15 protein-coding genes and 3 tRNA genes are annotated in these 16,836 nt (G+C 69.3%); 3 read left to right on the plus strand and 15 right to left on the minus strand.

Annotated features, from left to right (window positions below):
• Positions 1 to 13: 13 nt before the first annotated feature.
• From rpoB to GA0070560_RS28550, 15 genes are all read right to left on the minus strand, one after another.
• Positions 14 to 3,445 (minus strand): DNA-directed RNA polymerase subunit beta, encoded by a 3,432-nt coding sequence (rpoB, locus tag GA0070560_RS01875; RefSeq protein WP_091290373.1) that lies wholly within the window; start codon positions 3,443 to 3,445, stop codon positions 14 to 16.
• A 582-nt stretch (positions 3,446 to 4,027) separates the two neighbouring features.
• Positions 4,028 to 4,417 carry a 50S ribosomal protein L7/L12 gene (gene rplL, locus GA0070560_RS01880; protein WP_091290375.1) on the minus strand — a complete coding sequence of 130 codons (390 nt, stop codon included), beginning with the start codon at positions 4,415 to 4,417 and terminating at the stop codon, positions 4,028 to 4,030.
• A gap of 54 nt (positions 4,418 to 4,471) precedes the next feature.
• A complete protein-coding gene (gene rplJ / locus GA0070560_RS01885; RefSeq protein ID WP_091290376.1) occupies positions 4,472 to 5,017 on the minus strand; it encodes a 50S ribosomal protein L10 in 546 nt (181 codons plus the stop codon).
• A gap of 515 nt (positions 5,018 to 5,532) precedes the next feature.
• A complete protein-coding gene (gene rplA / locus GA0070560_RS01890) occupies positions 5,533 to 6,249 on the minus strand; it encodes a 50S ribosomal protein L1 (RefSeq protein ID WP_091290379.1) in 717 nt (238 codons plus the stop codon).
• An 83-nt stretch (positions 6,250 to 6,332) separates the two neighbouring features.
• Positions 6,333 to 6,764, minus strand: coding sequence for a 50S ribosomal protein L11 (rplK, locus tag GA0070560_RS01895; protein WP_088976134.1), 432 nt, complete (start codon positions 6,762 to 6,764; stop codon positions 6,333 to 6,335).
• A gap of 188 nt (positions 6,765 to 6,952) precedes the next feature.
• Positions 6,953 to 7,675, minus strand: a complete 723-nt coding sequence (gene nusG / locus GA0070560_RS01900; protein WP_091290381.1) for a transcription termination/antitermination protein NusG — start codon at positions 7,673 to 7,675, stop codon at positions 6,953 to 6,955.
• A 38-nt stretch (positions 7,676 to 7,713) separates the two neighbouring features.
• On the minus strand, positions 7,714 to 8,106 hold the full coding sequence (gene secE / locus GA0070560_RS01905) for a preprotein translocase subunit SecE (protein ID WP_091290382.1): 393 nt from the start codon (positions 8,104 to 8,106) through the stop codon (positions 7,714 to 7,716).
• Between the two features lie 211 nt (positions 8,107 to 8,317).
• Positions 8,318 to 8,390: transfer RNA gene (locus tag GA0070560_RS01910), tRNA-Trp, on the minus strand.
• A gap of 127 nt (positions 8,391 to 8,517) precedes the next feature.
• Positions 8,518 to 8,910: a MaoC family dehydratase gene (locus tag GA0070560_RS01915; protein WP_091290384.1), complete on the minus strand. Its 393-nt coding sequence runs from the start codon at positions 8,908 to 8,910 to the stop codon at positions 8,518 to 8,520.
• 1 nt (position 8,911) lies between these two features.
• Positions 8,912 to 9,358, minus strand: coding sequence for a MaoC family dehydratase N-terminal domain-containing protein (locus tag GA0070560_RS01920; protein WP_091290387.1), 447 nt, complete (start codon positions 9,356 to 9,358; stop codon positions 8,912 to 8,914).
• 128 nt (positions 9,359 to 9,486) lie between these two features.
• A complete protein-coding gene (gene rpmG, locus GA0070560_RS01925) occupies positions 9,487 to 9,654 on the minus strand; it encodes a 50S ribosomal protein L33 (protein ID WP_013288652.1) in 168 nt (55 codons plus the stop codon).
• Between the two features lie 133 nt (positions 9,655 to 9,787).
• Positions 9,788 to 9,860 (minus strand) — tRNA-Met (locus GA0070560_RS01930).
• A 26-nt stretch (positions 9,861 to 9,886) separates the two neighbouring features.
• Positions 9,887 to 9,959 (minus strand) — tRNA-Thr (locus tag GA0070560_RS01935).
• Positions 9,960 to 10,055: 96 nt separating this feature from the next.
• On the minus strand, positions 10,056 to 12,584 hold the full coding sequence (locus tag GA0070560_RS01940; RefSeq protein WP_091290388.1) for a bifunctional diguanylate cyclase/phosphodiesterase: 2,529 nt from the start codon (positions 12,582 to 12,584) through the stop codon (positions 10,056 to 10,058).
• Positions 12,585 to 12,657: 73 nt separating this feature from the next.
• The gene (locus GA0070560_RS28550; RefSeq protein ID WP_170839238.1) at positions 12,658 to 12,831 is read right to left on the minus strand and encodes a hypothetical protein; all 174 of its coding nucleotides are present in this window, start codon (positions 12,829 to 12,831) and stop codon (positions 12,658 to 12,660) included.
• A gap of 520 nt (positions 12,832 to 13,351) precedes the next feature.
• Between GA0070560_RS28550 and GA0070560_RS01945 the strand changes: the two genes are divergently transcribed.
• From GA0070560_RS01945 to GA0070560_RS01955, 3 genes are all read left to right on the plus strand, one after another.
• Positions 13,352 to 13,801 carry a helix-turn-helix domain-containing protein gene (locus tag GA0070560_RS01945; protein WP_091290880.1) on the plus strand — a complete coding sequence of 150 codons (450 nt, stop codon included), beginning with the start codon at positions 13,352 to 13,354 and terminating at the stop codon, positions 13,799 to 13,801.
• A gap of 5 nt (positions 13,802 to 13,806) precedes the next feature.
• The gene (locus GA0070560_RS01950; protein WP_091290390.1) at positions 13,807 to 14,217 is read left to right on the plus strand and encodes a VOC family protein; all 411 of its coding nucleotides are present in this window, start codon (positions 13,807 to 13,809) and stop codon (positions 14,215 to 14,217) included.
• Positions 14,218 to 14,303: 86 nt separating this feature from the next.
• A complete protein-coding gene (locus GA0070560_RS01955) occupies positions 14,304 to 16,697 on the plus strand; it encodes an ATP-binding cassette domain-containing protein (protein ID WP_091290392.1) in 2,394 nt (797 codons plus the stop codon).
• The last annotated feature ends 139 nt before the right edge of the window (positions 16,698 to 16,836 follow it).

Raw genomic sequence — 16,836 nt, forward strand, 5'->3', positions numbered from 1 at the left:
CCGACCGCTCACCTCAGACCTCTTCGACCGAGCTCGGCTCGCGCCGGGACAGGTCGATGCCCAGCTCCTCCGCGGCCCGGAAGACCTCGTCGTCGGTCTCGCGCATCTCCAGGGCCACACCGTCGCTGGAGAGCACCTCGACGTTGAGGCACAGCGACTGCAGCTCCTTGAGCAGCACCTTGAACGACTCGGGGATGCCCGGCTCGGGGATGTTCTCGCCCTTGACGATCGCCTCGTAGACCTTCACCCGGCCCAGGACGTCGTCGGACTTGATCGTCAGCAGCTCCTGCAGGGCGTAGGCGGCACCGTACGCCTGCATCGCCCAGCACTCCATCTCACCGAAGCGCTGGCCACCGAACTGCGCCTTACCACCCAGCGGCTGCTGCGTGATCATCGAGTACGGGCCGGTCGACCGGGCGTGGATCTTGTCGTCGACCAGGTGGTTGAGCTTGAGGATGTAGATGTAGCCGACCGCGATCGGGTCCGGCAGCGGCTCGCCGGAACGACCGTCGAACAGCTGCGCCTTACCGGAGGAACCGATCAGCTGCTTGCCGTCCCGGTTGGGCAGGGTCGACGCGAGCAGACCGGAGATCTCCTCCTCGCGGGCACCGTCGAAGACCGGGGTGGCCACGTTGGTGTCCGGCTCGGACTCGTGCGCCTCGATCGAGCGGAGCTGGCGCTTCCACTCGGCGTCGTCGCCCTGGACGCTCCAACCGGTCTTGGCCACCCACCCGAGGTGGGTCTCCAGGACCTGGCCGATGTTCATCCGGGACGGCACACCCAGCGGATTCAGCACGATGTCGACGGGGGTCCCGTCCTCCATGAACGGCATGTCCTCGATCGGCAGGATCTTGGAGATGACGCCCTTGTTACCGTGCCGGCCGGCGAGCTTGTCGCCGTCCTGGATCTTGCGCTTCTGGGCGACGTAGACCCGGACCAGCTCGTTCACGCCCGGGGGCAGCTCGTCGCCGTCCTCGCGGGAGAAGGTACGCACACCGATGACCGTGCCGGTCTCTCCGTGCGGCACCTTCAGCGAGGTGTCCCGGACCTCACGCGCCTTCTCACCGAAGATCGCGCGCAGCAGCCGCTCCTCCGGCGTCAGCTCGGTCTCACCCTTCGGAGTGACCTTGCCGACCAGGATGTCGCCGGGGACGACCTCGGCGCCGATCCGGATGATGCCGCGCTCGTCGAGGTCGGCGAGCATCTCCTCGCTGACGTTCGGGATGTCCCGGGTGATCTCCTCCGGGCCGAGCTTGGTGTCCCGGGCGTCGACCTCGTGCTCCTCGATGTGGATCGAGGTGAGCACGTCCTGCTGCACGAGGCGCTGCGACAGGATGATCGCGTCCTCGTAGTTGTGACCCTCCCAGCACATGAACGCCACGAGCAGGTTGCGTCCGAGCGCCATCTCGCCCTCGTCGGTGCAGGGACCGTCGGCGATGACCTGACCGGCCTCGACGCGGTCACCCTCGAAGACGACCGGCTTCTGGTTGACGCAGGAGCCGGAGTTGGAGCGACGGAACTTGTGCAGCAGGTACGTCCGGCGGTGGCCGTCGTCCTGGTGGATGGTGACGTAGTCGGCGCAGAGATCCTCGATCACACCGCCGGCCTCGGCGACCACCACGTCGCCGGCGTCCACGGCCGCGCGGTACTCCATGCCCGTACCGACCAGCGGAGCCTCGGCCTTGACCAGCGGCACCGCCTGGCGCTGCATGTTGGCGCCCATGAGCGCCCGGTTGGCGTCGTCGTGCTCGAGGAACGGGATCATCGCGGTGCCGACGGAGACCATCTGACGCGGCGAGATGTCCATGTAGTCGACGGCGGCCGGCGGCACGTCCTCCGTCTCACCACCCTTACGGCGGCACAGGACCCGCTCCTCGGCGAACGAGCCGTCCGCCTTCAGCGGCGCGTTGGCCTGCGCCTTGACGTACCGGTCCTCGTCGTCGGCGGTCAGGTAGTCGACCTGGTCGGTGACCCGGCCGTCGACGACCTTGCGGTACGGCGTCTCGATGAAGCCGAACGGGTTGACCCGGGCGAACGTCGACAGGTTACCGATCAGGCCGATGTTCGGGCCTTCCGGTGTCTCGATCGGGCACATCCGGCCGTAGTGGGACGGGTGCACGTCCCGGACCTCGAAGCCGGCCCGCTCCCGGGACAGACCACCCGGGCCGAGCGCGTTCAGCCGCCGCCGGTGGGTGAGCCCCGCCAGCGGATTGGTCTGGTCCATGAACTGGGACAGCTGCGACGTGCCGAAGAACTCCTTGATCGCCGCCACCACCGGCCGGATGTTGATCAGGGTCTGCGGCGTGATCGCCTCGACGTCCTGCGTGGTCATCCGCTCCCGGACGACCCGCTCCATCCGCGACAGGCCGACCCGGACCTGGTTCTGGATGAGTTCACCCACGGTGCGGATGCGACGGTTGCCGAAGTGGTCGATGTCGTCGGCCTCGTAGCCGTCCTCACCGGCATGCAGCCGGCAGAGGTACTCGACCGTGGAGACGATGTCGTCCTCGGTGAGCGTGCCGGTGGTGATCGGCACGTCCAGCCCGAGCTTCTTGTTGAACTTGTACCGACCGACCTTGGCGACGTCGTACCGCTTCGGGTTGAAGAAGAGGTTGTCGAGCAGGGTCTGGGCGTTCTCCCGGGTCGGCGGCTCGCCGGGGCGGAGCTTGCGGTAGATGTCGAGCAGGGCCTCGTCCTGGCCGGCGACGTGGTCCTTCTCGAGCGTGGTCATCATCAGCTCGGACCAGCCGAACCGCTCGCGGATCCGCTCGGCCGACCAACCGATGGCCTTGAGCAGCACGGTGACGGCCTGCCGGCGCTTACGGTCGATGCGGACGCCGACCGTCTCGCGCTTGTCGATGTCGAACTCGAGCCAGGCACCCCGGCTCGGGATGACCTTGACGCTGGTGAGGTCGCGGTCGGAGGTCTTGTCCGGCTGCTTGTCGAAGTACACGCCCGACGAGCGGACGAGCTGGCTGGTGACGACGCGCTCGGTGCCGTTGATGACGAAGGTGCCCTTCGGCGTCATCATCGGGAAGTCACCCATGAACACCGTCTGGCTCTTGATCTCGCCAGTGGCGTTGTTGGTGAACTCCGCGGTCACGAACAGCGGCGCGCAGTAGGTCAGGTCCTTCTCCTTGCACTCCTCGATCGAGGCCTTGACCTCGTCGAAGCGCGGAGCGGAGAAGGAGAGCGACATGGTGCCGGAGAAGTCCTCAATGGGACTGATCTCGTCGAGGATCTCCGCGAGACCCGAGCGTGCGTGCGGGTCGTCCGCCGACCGGCCCTGCCAAGCCTCGTTGCCGACGAGCCAGTCGAAGGACTCGTTCTGGATGGCGAGGAGGTTGGGGACCTCGAGGTGTTCGGTGATCCTGCCGAAAGAAACTCGGCGGGGCGCGAAAGCGCTCGACGTACGACTGGTCTTCGCAGGGCGGGAAGCTGCCAAGATGCGTCCTTCCGAGGACCGGTGCTGCAGAACGGCTGGTACGCGTGCACTCCAATGACCCCACCAGAAATATCCACAAACGGACATTTCCGAGCAGGGGTCAATTCGGAAGGCAGCGCAAACTAGCAGTGTAGCCGAGAGGCTAACCGCTGTCCAGCCCATCCCGCAGGTCGTCGCGGAACGCGCCTCGGGCCCCCTGGATCCAGGGGCTCCGGGCCGCTCGGAACGCGTCGTTCCTGCCGGGCCGCTCAGGTGCCGCGTCGATGGTGCCGCCGCTGCCATTACCCAAGAGGTGGCCGTCGCAAGCGCGGAAGGTCTTGCTGGTGTCAGCGTGCCTGGGAGTCCCGTGCCGCGTCAAGGGCCGACCGGGGTCACCGTCGCTTTCCCACCAACGGACTACCGTCGGACGCCTGCGCGGGGCCGTACGCCCGGCACTTGAAGCCCTGCTCACGCCGCTGCCACCGAACCCACCAACCACAGCGGGCGGTGATCCGTTCCCGGATCACCGCCCGCTGCGACGCGGTGTGCCCCGGCTCACGTGAGCCGGACGCGCGCCGAGGTCGACCAGAGGCCGACCTCAGGTCACTTGAGGGTGACCTTGGCGCCCTCGCCCTCGAGCTTGGTCTTCGCCTTCTCGGCGGTCTCCTTGTTGACCTTCTCCAGGATGGCCTTCGGCGCGCCCTCGACGACGTCCTTGGCCTCCTTCAGGCCCAGGCCGGTCAGCTCACGCACGACCTTGATGACCTGGATCTTCTTGCCACCGTCGCTCTCGAGGACGACGTCGAACTCGTCCTTCTCCGGCTCGGCCTCGGCGGCGCCACCGCCGGCGGCCGGGCCCGCCATCATCATCGCGGCCGGAGCCGCGGCGGTGACCTCGAAGGTCTCCTCGAACTGCTTCACGAACTCGGAGAGCTCGATCAGCGTCATCTCCTTGAACGCGTCGAGCAGCTCGTCGGTGCTGAGCTTCGCCATGTCTGGCGTCCTTTCTAAAAGTGAAAACTAAGAACGTGGGTACGCCGGGTGGCCTCAGGCCGCCTCGGCGCCCTCCTTCTCGCGCTTGTCCTGCAGGGCGGCCGCCAGACGGGCGGTCTTGGAGAGCGGAGCCTGGAACAGGGCCGCGGCCTTGCTCAGGTTGCCCTTCATCGCGCCGGCCAGCTTGGCCAGCAGCACCTCACGGGACTCCAGGTCGGCGAGCTTCGTGACCTCGGCCGCGGTGATGGCCTTGCCCTCGAAGACACCGCCCTTGATGACGAGCTTCGGGTTGGCCTTCGCGAAGTCGCGAAGCCCCTTCGCCGCCTCGACGACGTCGCCCGAAACGAAAGTCAGCGCGGTAGGACCGGAGAACAGCTCGTCGAGGCCGGAGATACCCGCGTCGGCCGCAGCACGCTTCGCCAGCGTGTTCTTGGCGACGGTGTAGGTGGTCTCCTTGCCGAGCGAGCGCCGCAGCTGGGTGAGCTGGGAAACCGTCAGACCACGGTACTCGGTGAGCACCGCAGCGCCCGCGTTGCGGAAGCTCTCGGTCAGCTCAGCGACGGCCGTGGCCTTGTCGGCCCGGATCGGCTTGTCCGCCATGTCCCTCCTCTCTCGTTACTCGGAGCTGGTCGCCGTCGTCGGACCCGGTCGGCCCGGGACGGCGGCGTAGGCATCACGACAACGAAAAAGCCCCGGCGCAGGGCGCACGGGGCGAGGGCCGGCACGATCACCGCAGTCCGCGGACCACGGGAAGAGCCGAGTTTCGCTTGCCGCCCTGCGCGGGTCGCCCGTCGTCGCGGGACCTTCGACCGTGCCGGGGCACGGTGACCAGCGGTCTCTGGGTGGAACTTCGCCACAAGGTTACGCCACGCGACCGTGAGCACCAAATCGTCCCCGCGTGCGCCCGGTCACGCCCCGCGCGACCGGCTCCCGGAACCCCACACCGGTCGGGCCGTGGTGACCGTCAGGGGCGGCCCGGTGCCAGGCGCGACCGGGCGACGCCACCACGGCCCGCACCAGCGCCCACGCCGACAGCAGCCGAACCGCGCCGAGCCGGCCACAACGGAAAGGGGCCCCGCCACGGTGTGGCGGGACCCCTCACCTCGGGATCGTGCTCAGCCCTCGGCGCCGGCTTCCTGCAGGTTCTTCACCACGTTCGGGTCGACCGGGACGCCCGGGCCCATGGTGGTGGTCAGGGTGACCTTCTTGAGGTACTTGCCCTTGGCCGCGGACGGCTTGGCCCGCAGCACCTCGTCGAGGACGGCGGCGTAGTTGTCGATCAGCTGGGCCTCGGAGAACGAGGCCTTGCCGATGATCAGGTGCAGGTTGGAGTGCTTGTCCACCCGGAAGGTGATCTTGCCGCCCTTGATGTCCGAGACGGCCTTGGTGACGTCCATGGTCACCGTGCCCGTCTTCGGGTTCGGCATCAGGCCGCGCGGGCCCAGGATCCGCGCGATCCGGCCGATCTTGGCCATCTGGTCCGGGGTGGCGATCGCGGCGTCGAAGTCCAGCCAGCCACCCTGGATCCGGGCGACGAGCTCGTCCGTGCCCACCTCGTCCGCACCGGCGGCAGCGGCCTCCTCGGCCTTCGCACCGGCGGCGAACACGATCACGCGGGCGGTCTTACCGGTGCCGTGCGGCAGGTTGACCGTGCCGCGGACCATCTGGTCCGCCTTGCGGGGGTCGACGCCGAGGCGCATCGCGACCTCGACCGTGGCGTCGAACTTGACGTTGGTGGTCTCCTTGGCCAGCTTGACGGCCTCGGCGGGGGTGTAGAGCTTCGACCGGTCGATGACGTCCGCGGCCTTGCGGTAGCTCTTGCTGCGCTGCATTTCTGGTTACTCCTGTGGTCTATGGCGGGCCGCGGCGTCCGCGCGCCCTCCCACGAACTGATCGGGTGAAGCGGTGACCGAGGTCAGTCGGCGACGGTCAGGCCCATCGACCGGGCGGTGCCGGCGATGATCTTCTCAGCCTGGTCGATGTCGTTGGCGTTGAGGTCGGCCATCTTCTTCTCGGCGATCTCACGCAGCTGGGCGCGGGTCACGGAGCCCACCTTCTCCTTGTGCGGGACGCCCGAGCCCTTCTGCACGCCGGCGGCCTTGATCAGCAGCCGGGCGGCGGGCGGGGTCTTCAGCACGAAGGTGAAGGACCGGTCCTCGTACACGCTGATCTCGGCGGGGACGATGTCGCCCCGCTGGGACTCGGTCTGCGCGTTGTAGGACTTGCAGAACTCCATGATGTTCACGCCGTGCTGGCCGAGCGCGGGGCCGACCGGCGGCGCCGGCGTGGCCTGGCCCGCCGGCAGCTGAAGCGTGAACGTCTTGACGAGCTTCTTCTTCGGAGGCATGTCTCTTCCTGGGGCTTGGAACTGGGATATTCACCGGCCGCGGGCGCGCACGGTCAGCGCGGTGCGACAACGGCGACGTTCTAGGGTAGCGCAGCCTTCCGCCGACCCGTCCGCCGAGGTCCGTCACGGAAGGGCCGGGAACACGGACGCCGGCGACGGGCTGCTGCCCACCGCCGGCGTCCGGTACGTCAGATCTTGGCGACCTGGTTGAAGTTCAGCTCGACCGGGGTCTCCCGGCCGAAGATCGACACCAGCACCTTGAGCTTCTGCTGATCGGCGTTGATCTCGCTGATCGTCGCCGGCAGCGAGGCGAACGCGCCGTCCGTGACGGTGACCGAGTCGCCGACCTCGAAGTCGAGGACCTTGACCTCGGGCTTGGCCTTCTTCTGCTCGGTCTCCACCGCCGGGGCCAGCCACTTGAGCACCTCGTCGAGGCTGAGCGGCGCCGGGCGGTCGACCCGGTCCGTCGCGCCGACGAAGCCGGTGACGCCCGGCGTGTTACGCACGCAGGAGTACGACTCGGCGGTCAGCTCCATCCGGACCAGGATGTAGCCGGGGAAGACCTTGGCCTGGATCTGCGACCGCTTGCCGTTCTTGACCTCGACCTCTTCCCGGGTCGGCACCTCGACCTGGTAGATGTAGTCCTCCATGTCGAGGGACGTGATCCGGGTCTCGAGGTTGGTCTTGACCTTGTTCTCGTAGCCGGCGTACGAGTGCACCACGTACCAGTCGCCCGGGGCGTAGCGCAGCTTCTGGCGCAACTCGGCGACCGGGTCGTAGTCCTCCTCCGGCGCGGGCTCGGTGGTCGGGAATTCCGGCTCGCTGGCGGCCTCGACCGACTCGTCACTGGCCGCCGTCGCCACCGTGGACTGCTCGTCCGTGGTCTCGGCGGTCTCGTCGTACTCAGGCACGCTCGCTCACTTCCGTCACTATCGGCTCAGTCGGCCGGTCAGCTGGGGTTGCCGAAGACCCACAGCACGCCCTTCGCGAACGCGAAGTCGAGAAGGCCCACGATCGTCAGCACCACCGCGACGAACGTCACCACCACGGCGGTGTAGGTCAGCAGCTCCTTGCGGGTCGGCCAGATGACCTTACGCAGCTCGGCGACCACCTCGCGGAAGAAACGCGCGATGCGGGCGAAGAGCCCCACCTTGTCGTTCTCGGTGCGGGTCTTCGGCTTGCTGTCCGCCGCCCGCTCACGGGTGGCGGTGCCGCCCCGGGAGACCGGCTCGTCCGCGCCGGTGGCGTCGTCGTCGGCAGCCACGTCGTCGACGAGCTCGTCGCGCTCGTCGCGCAGGCCCTCGTCGCCGGCGTCCTCGCCGCGCCGCTTGCTCTCGGCCACTTCGCCCTCCGTCGCGGGATGTCGGTCGTACGCCGATGGGCGTACGCGGCGCTGGTCACGCCGGCCGGACCAGCCGTCCCGCGACGGGCCGCGGCCGGCGGACCGGACGAAGGGGCCCCGATGCCTCGGAGCCACCCCGCCGATGCCACCACCACGGGCCGGACGCCGCCGTTCGGCGGCGCGACCCACGGGAACGGTCAGGCCTGAGGCGCAGGGGTGACAGGACTTGAACCTGCAGCCTGCGGTTTTGGAGACCGCTGCTCTGCCAATTGAGCTACACCCCTGTGCGGCAACGCTCGCCCCGCTCGGCCTACACGACCGCGCAGGGGTCACTTGCCCCACGGCGGACCAGTGTACGGGTAGTGCCCCGACTTTCCCAACCGGTCCCGCCCATCACGTCCGGAAGACCCCTCAGCGCGAGGTGCGCACCGTCGCCCGGGCCTGCGAGAGGACCTTCTCCCCGCGGCAGGTGGCGGTCACGTCGAGCCTGGTCAGGCCCGCTTCGGTGACCTCCTTCACCACCGCGTTCACCTCGATCTCGGTGCCCTCGTCGTCGTCCGGGACGACGACCGGACGGGTGAACCGGACGCCGAAGTCGACCACCGCGTCGGACGCGCCGGCCCAGGCGGTGACCGCCCGGCCCACGAGCGCCATGGTGAACATGCCGTGGGCGATCACCCCGGGCAGGCCGACCCTGGTGGCGGTCCGGTCGCTCCAGTGGATCGGGTTGAAGTCACCCGAGGCGCCCGCGTAGCGGACCAGGTCCGCCCGGGTGACCCGGAACGTCTGGGTGGGCAGTTCCATCTCAAGCCTCCCCGCGTACGACGATCTTGGACCAGACGGCGACCACCGGCTCGCCGGCGACGTCGGTCACGTCGGTGCGGGTGGTCAGGAAACCGTGCCCGCCCCGGTTGGTGATCTCCTCGATGGTGTTCACGCAGACCAGCTCGTCCCCGGCCACCACCGGCCGGGTGTACGCGAAGCGCTGGTCGCCGTGGACCACCCGGCTGTAGTCGACGCCGAGCGCCGGGTCGTCGACGATCTGCTGCGTGGCGGCCATGGTGAGCACCACGGGAAAGGTCGGCGGGGCGACCACGTCCGGATGGCCCAGCGACCGGGCCGCCTCCGGGTCGTGGTGCGCGGGATCGGTCGCGCCGATGGCGGTGGCGAACTCGCGGATCTTTTCTCGGCCCACCTGGTAGGGGGCGGTCGGCGGATAGGTCCGGCCGACGAAGGACGGGTCCAGGGACATGCCGCCGAAACTACACGTACGACACGAACGCCGACCCGTACGGGACGCACGGCTCAGGCCGCGCCATCCGTGCGGATCGGCGTTCGGGGTGTCGCTGCGGGACCGGGCCGGGGACTACCGGCCGTGGGTCAGCGGGTCTCGCGGTGGACCGTGTGCTTGCCGTCCCGGGGGCAGAACTTCTTCAGCTCGATGCGGTCCGGGTCGTTACGACGGTTCTTGCGCGTGATGTAGTTGCGCTCCTTGCACTCCACACACGCCAAAGTGATCTTCGGCCGGACATCGGTCGCCTTCGCCACGGCGGAGTGCCTTCCTCGTTAACGGGTAACAACTACGGCGCATCAGCCTACGCGGTCAATGCGCGGACATGCAAAGTGGGCGCCCTTGGCGCCCGTCCCACCGACCGCCGGGAACTAGCCCGGAGGACGAGAGTAGCGGTGGCCGGACTTGAACCGGCGACACAGCGATTATGAGCCGCTTGCTCTGCCATCTGAGCTACACCGCCGCAGGCGGGTCCAGCCGGACCCTCTGAGCCCCCTTACGGAATCGAACCGTAGACCTTCTCCTTACCATGGAGACGCTCTGCCGACTGAGCTAAGGGGGCCTACCCGATCACCCCGGAGGGCGTCGCGCAGGGGATACATTACACGGCCCCGAGCCGGTGACGAAATCGGATCCCCCCTCGGGACGTCCACCCAGCTCAGGGGACCACCCGCAGGCGGGGCAGCTCGCCGGCGGCGATCGTCTCCGGGTCCACCTGGGCGCCGAACCATGCCTCCAGCCGCTCGTACGGCAGCGGGCGGCTGAACAGGAAACCCTGGCCGATCTCGCAACCGATGTCCTGCAGCAGTTCCAGGGTCAGCTCGCTCTCCACCCCCTCGGCCACCACCGCAAGCCCGAACTGCTGGGAGAGGGTGACCACCGCGTTGACGATCGCCAGGTCACCCGGGTCGGTCGCCATGCCCTGCACGAAGGAGCGGTCGACCTTGACCTCGTGCACCGGTAGCCGGCGCAGGTGCGCCAGGGACGAGTCCCCGGTGCCGAAGTCGTCCACCGAGAGCCGGACGCCGAGATCCCGCAGCCGACGCAGGGTCGGGATCGGCCGGTCGGTGCCGTCCAGCACCCCCGACTCCTTGATCTCCAGCGTCAACCGCTGCGGCGGCACACCGTACTCGTCGAGCAGGTCCCGCACGTGCGCCGGGAAGTGCTGGTCGGTGAGCGTACGGGCGGAGATGTTGACCGCGACGGCGAGCGCCTGGTCGCCGTGCCCCCAGTCCCGGCTGCGGCGCAACCCCTCGCGGAGCACGAACTCGGTCAGCCGCCCGAGCTGGCCGGTGTGCTCCGCCACCGCGACGAAGTCCTCCGGGGCGACCGTGCCGTGCGCCGGGTGCTCCCATCGCGCCAGGCACTCGACGCCGACCAGGAGGCGGTCCCGCAGAGTCACCTTCGGCTGGAAGTAGACCGCCAGCTCACCCTCGTCCAGCGCGCGGCGCAGATCCCCGGCGAGCCCGAGTCGGCGCAGCGACCGGGACTCCAGCGCCGGGCTGAACAGCTGGACGCTGCCGGGCACCGACTTGGCCGCCGTCGCCGCCAGGTCGACCCGTTGCAGCAGCGTCGCGGCGTCACTGCCGTGCTCCGGATGGACGGCCACCCCGACGGCCGTGTCGACGTCCAGGGTGAGCGCGTCGAAGACCATCTCGTCGCGGATCTGGTCGCGCAGCTGTGCGGCGAGGTCCAGGGCCGCCTCCGCGCTCTCCAGGCGGAGCGTGACCAGGAACTCGTCACCACCGGCCCGGCCGACCAGGGCACTGGACGGGGCGCAGGCGCGCAGCCGGTCGGCGACCTCGACGAGGACCTTGTCACCGGCGGCGTGCCCGAGCGACTCGTTGACCTGGCGCAGCCGGTCCACGTCGAACAACAGCACCGCGACCACCTCGCCGGGCGCCCGGATACGCACCGCCTCGTCCAGGGCGCTGGTGATCCGCCGCCGGTTCGGCAGCTTCGTCACGGCGTCGTGGTACGCGTCGTGGCGCAGCCGGTCGACCAGCCGGGAGTTCTCCAGGGCGACGGCGGCGTGCGCGGCGACCGTCTCGAACACCGGGATGTCGGCGGAGGTGAAGTGGTACGTGTCGCCGAGCCGGTTGACGACCTCCAGGGTGCCGATGACGGCCTGACCGGAGCGGAGCGGTACGACGATCAGCTCCTTGACCCGGCTGTCCTCGGTGACGGTCCGCTGGTCCACCTCGGTGCCGAGCTGCCGGCCCGCGGCGACCGTCTCACCCGTACGGAGCACCCGGTCCCGCACCGCCATCGGGGCGGGCGCGAAGTCGAGCAGGCCGGGGTCGTCGACGCGGGCGGTGAGCAGCACCTCGGGATGCCGTCCCTGCGAGGGAAGCCAGAGGGTGGCGTACTCCGCCTGCATCAGGCCACGGACCCGACCGAGGAGCGCGTCGACGAGGGTGCCGTCCTGGCCGCTCTGCGTCATCGCCCGGGTGAGCTCGTACATGTCGCTGAGCGTGCGGTGCTGCCGGAAGAAGCGGGAGTACGACCGGTACACGAAGGCCACGGCCACCGCCACCGCGGCGAGCAGCAGGCTCGCCCACGCGTTGCTGTCCAGCACCATGAGCACGACGAGACCGATGGCGACGTTGACCGCGGCGGTCAGCAGCGTCGGCGCCGCCCTGCGGAGCATGTCCCACCCGGCCTGCCAACCCTGGATGAGGCAGATGACCCCGCTGACCGCGGCGAGGGCCGCCAGGGCGAAGGTGCTCACCACGACGAAGAGCACGCCCCAGGTCGTCGGCCCGACCCCCTCGATGGGAGGCATGGCCAACAGGACGAGGCTCGCCAGTGAGGCGGTCGCGCCCGCCTTGGCGACGTTGAACCAGGCCTTCGTCGCGGTCAACCGACGGCGCAGCTGACCGATCCCGGTGGCGAGCGCCGCGATGACGATGACCGTCACCGGTTTGAGGTAGAAGAAGGCCAGGACGAGCGGGATCTCGGTCAGGGTGACGGCCAGCGCCTGACGCCGCACGATGAACTGGAGGACCTGGGTGCCCGCCACCACCATCGCGACGAGGACGACCGCGCCGGGGATCAGATCGTCCGGGCCGGGCGGGTCGAGCGCCCCCAGGACCGTGCAGCAGACGACCGAGAGCAGGGCCATCGGACCGGTGATCAGCCAGGCCGCATCGGTCGGCCTGCGTGCTGAGGTTCGACTCCGTGCCATCCCGCTCCTCAAGAGGGTCGCGTCAGATCGGCTCGGAACCGCCGGCCGCCGCGGGCTCCGCGGCGACGAGCTGTCAGCGGAGGACGACCTGCGAAATCGGCGCCGCCCACTCGTAGTCGACGGGTGCCGCCCACTCGTAGTCGCCGAGGGCATCGCCGGACACGGGTACGAGTCCGGCGACGAGCGCGGCCAGCGCGAGCGACGCAAGGGTCATGCCGAGCAGCCGGCCAGGCCTACGACCAGACATCAGTGCGCTCCTGTCGGCAGGGGGAAGACGATGGAGGTTCCACGATGGTGCCATAGCTGTGTCGGAAGTGAGAAGCCGTGACGGGCGAGGTCGGTCCACCTGCGCGACGGGGAGAGCCGTCCGGTTGTCGACGATGGGCCGTCTGGCCAGGTCAGAGCATGACGGCACGGTCCCTCGTCCCGCAGAAACGACCAAGGTCGCAAACGGGCCCTAACGAGCGTAGCCGTACGTATCGCCCCCTGAGTGTGGCGGGACGCGCGGAGCGCCACCTGACCGGCACCGACCGACACATCGACCACCATACCTTCCTGTCGCCACCCTGGGTCAAAGGGCCGGAAGGCCTGTTCCCGACAGCGAAGGGCCGGCGCTCATCGCGTCCGGGAGGGTTCGCAGGCCGACCGACGCGGCCCGGCACGGCGCCTCCGGCCCGCGTCGGCCGTCCACCGGCACCGGGGCACACGTCGCGCGCGTCGTGACGACCTCCCGGCTCGACACCGCGCGGCGTGGCACGATCTCACAGGTGACCAGCACACCCGGCCCGGCGCAGCACCTGCGTGACCTCGCGCGGCTGCGCCGCGTACGCGACCGGATCGACCGGGAGTACGCGCAGCCGCTGGACGTCGAGGCGCTCGCCCACGGTGCGCACATGTCGGCCGGGCACCTCAGCCGCCAGTTCCGGCTCGCCTACGGGGAGTCGCCGTACAGCTACCTGATGACGCGCCGCGTCGAGCGCGCGATGGCGCTGCTGCGCCGTGGCGACCTCAGCGTCACCGAGGTCTGCTTCGCGGTCGGCTACGGGTCGCTGGGCACCTTCAGCACCCGCTTCACCGAACTGGTCGGGGTGCCGCCCAGCACCTACCGGCGTCAGGCGGCACGGGCGACGGCGGGAATGCCGCCGTGCCTGGCCAAACAGGTGACCAGACCGATCAGGAATCAAGAAGCACAGCCCACGCGGCCACACCTAGCCTGACTGCCATGAACCTCACCATCCACACCAGCGTGCTGCCCCACACCGACCCGGACGCCTCCCTGGCCTTCTACCGCGACACCCTCGGCTTCGAGGTCCGCAACGACGTCGGCGCCGGCACCATGCGCTGGATCACCGTCGGCCCCGCCGACCAACCCGACACCTCCATCCTCCTGGCGCCCCCGGCCACCGACCCCGGCATCACCGACGACGAACGCCGCACCATCGCCGAGATGATGGCCAAGGGCACCTACGGCTGGATCATGCTGGCCACCCCCGACCTCGACGACACCTTCGACAGGATCCAGGCCAGCGACGCCGAAGTCGTCCAGGAACCGATCGAGCAGCCGTACGGCGTGCGCGACTGCGCCTTCCGCGACCCCGCCGGCAACCTGATCCGCATCCAGCAACTGCGCTGAACCGTCCCCGATCACAGTCACGACCTGCACGGACGGTGCCGGGCAGGAAACCGCGAAGACGGGCCCGGGCAACAGATGGAGACACGATGAGCATGGCCACGAGGACGGACACGCAGTCGCCCACGCCGCACGTCGCCGACAGCCACGATCTGATCCGCGTGCACGGCGCGCGCGAGAACAACCTCAAGGACGTCAGCATCGAGATCCCGAAGCGCCGGCTGACGGTGTTCACCGGAGTCTCCGGCTCGGGCAAGAGCTCGCTGGTGTTCGGCACCATCGCCGCGGAGTCGCAGCGACTGATCAACGAGACCTACAGCGCCTTCGTGCAGGGCTTCATGCCGACGCTGGCGCGGCCCGAGGTCGACGTACTCGACGGGCTGACGACCGCGATCATCGTCGACCAGCAGCGGATGGGCGCCGATCCCCGCTCCACGGTCGGCACCGCCACCGACGCCAACGCGATGCTGCGCATCCTGTTCAGCCGGCTCGGCAAGCCGCACATCGGCTCACCCCAGGCGTTCTCCTTCAACGTGGCCTCGATAAGTGGTGCGGGTGCGGTCACCCTGGAGCGCTCCGGGAAGACCGTGAAGGAGCGGCGCAGCTTCAGCATCACCGGCGGCATGTGTCCGCGCTGCGAAGGCCGTGGCTCGGTCTCCGACATCGACCTCACCCAGCTCTACGACGACTCCAAGTCGCTGGCCGAGGGCGCGTTCACCATCCCCGGCTGGAAGTCGGACAGCTTCTGGACGGTGCGCGTCTACGCCGAGTCGGGCTTCGTCGACCCGAACAAGCCGATCCGCAAGTACACCAGGAAGGAGCTCCACGACTTCCTCTACAAGGAACCGGTCAAGGTGAAGATCGACGGCGTCAACCTCACCTACGAGGGGCTGATACCGAAGATCCAGAAGTCCTTCCTGGCCAAGGAGAAGGAGGCGATGCAGCCGCACATCCGGGCGTTCGTCGAACGGGCGGTCACCTTCGCCACCTGCCCCGAGTGCGGCGGCACCCGGCTCAGCGAGGCGGCCCGCTCCTCGAAGATCAAGGGGATCAGCATCGCCGACGCCTGCGCGATGCAGATCAGCGACCTCGCCGGGTGGGTTCGTGGCCTCGACGAGCCGTCGGTGGCGCCGCTGCTCGCCAAGCTCCAGCAGACCCTCGACTCGTTCGTGGAGATCGGGCTGGGCTACCTCTCGCTCGACCGGCCCGCGGGCACCCTGTCGGGCGGCGAGGCGCAGCGCACCAAGATGATCCGCCATCTCGGCTCGTCGCTCACCGACACCACGTACGTCTTCGACGAGCCGACCATCGGCCTGCACCCCCACGACATCCAGCGGATGAACAAACTGCTGCTGCGGCTGCGCGACAAGGGCAACACGGTGCTCGTCGTGGAACACAAGCCGGAGACGATCGCGATCGCCGACCACGTCGTCGACCTTGGCCCCGGCGCCGGCACGGCGGGCGGCGCCGTCTGCTTCGAGGGCTCCGTCGAGGGACTCCGGGCCAGCGGCACCCTCACCGGCCGCCATCTCGACTACCGGGCCGCCCTCAAGCAGACGGTACGCAAGCCCACCGGCACCCTGGAGATCCGCGGCGCGACGCGGCACAACCTGCGCGACGTCGACGTCGACATCCCGCTCGGAGTGTTCGTCGTCGTCACCGGCGTCGCCGGCTCGGGCAAGAGTTCGCTCGTGCACGGGTCGATCCCCGCCGGCGCGGGCGTGGTGTCGGTCGACCAGAGCCCGATCCGCGGCTCGCGACGGAGCAACCCGGCGACGTACACCGGACTGCTCGACCCGATCCGCAAGGCGTTCGCGAAGGCCAACGGCGTGAAGCCGGCGCTGTTCAGCGCCAACTCCGAGGGCGCCTGCCCCGCCTGCAACGGCGCCGGTGTCATCTACACCGACCTGGCGATGATGGCCGGCGTCGCCACCACCTGCGAGGAGTGCGAGGGCAAGCGGTACCAGGCCTCGGTGCTGGAGTACCACCTCGGCGGCCGCGACATCAGCGAGGTGCTCGCGATGTCGGTGAGCGAGGCCGAGGAGTTCTTCGGCACCGGCGAGGCGCGTATCCCGGCCGCGCACACCATCCTCGACCGGCTCGCCGACGTCGGACTCGGCTACCTGAGCCTCGGCCAGCCGCTCACGACGCTGTCCGGCGGCGAACGGCAGCGGCTCAAGCTGGCCACCCACATGGCCGAGACGGGCGGCGTCTACGTCCTCGACGAACCGACCGCCGGACTGCACCTCGCCGACGTCGAGCAACTGCTCGGCCTGCTCGACCGGCTCATCGACTCCGGCAAGTCGGTGATCGTCGTCGAGCACCACCAGGCCGTCATGGCGCACGCCGACTGGATCATCGACCTCGGCCCCGGCGCGGGCCACGACGGCGGCCGGATCGTCTTCGAGGGCACCCCCGCCGATCTTGTCGCCGCCCACTCCACCCTCACCGGCGAGCACCTCGCGGCCTACGTCGGCGGCTGACCGGGACGGGTTCACGCAGAACGGCCCCCGATCAGCATCTCTGCTGGTCAGTGGCCGTTCTGTGCACCTGGTGGCGGGTAGAGGATCCGAACCTCTGCAGCTTTCGCGACGGATCCACAGGGCGTCCGCGTTACTGATC

This window comes from Micromonospora halophytica, from assembly GCF_900090245.1.
GTDB lineage: Bacteria > Actinomycetota > Actinomycetes > Mycobacteriales > Micromonosporaceae > Micromonospora > Micromonospora halophytica.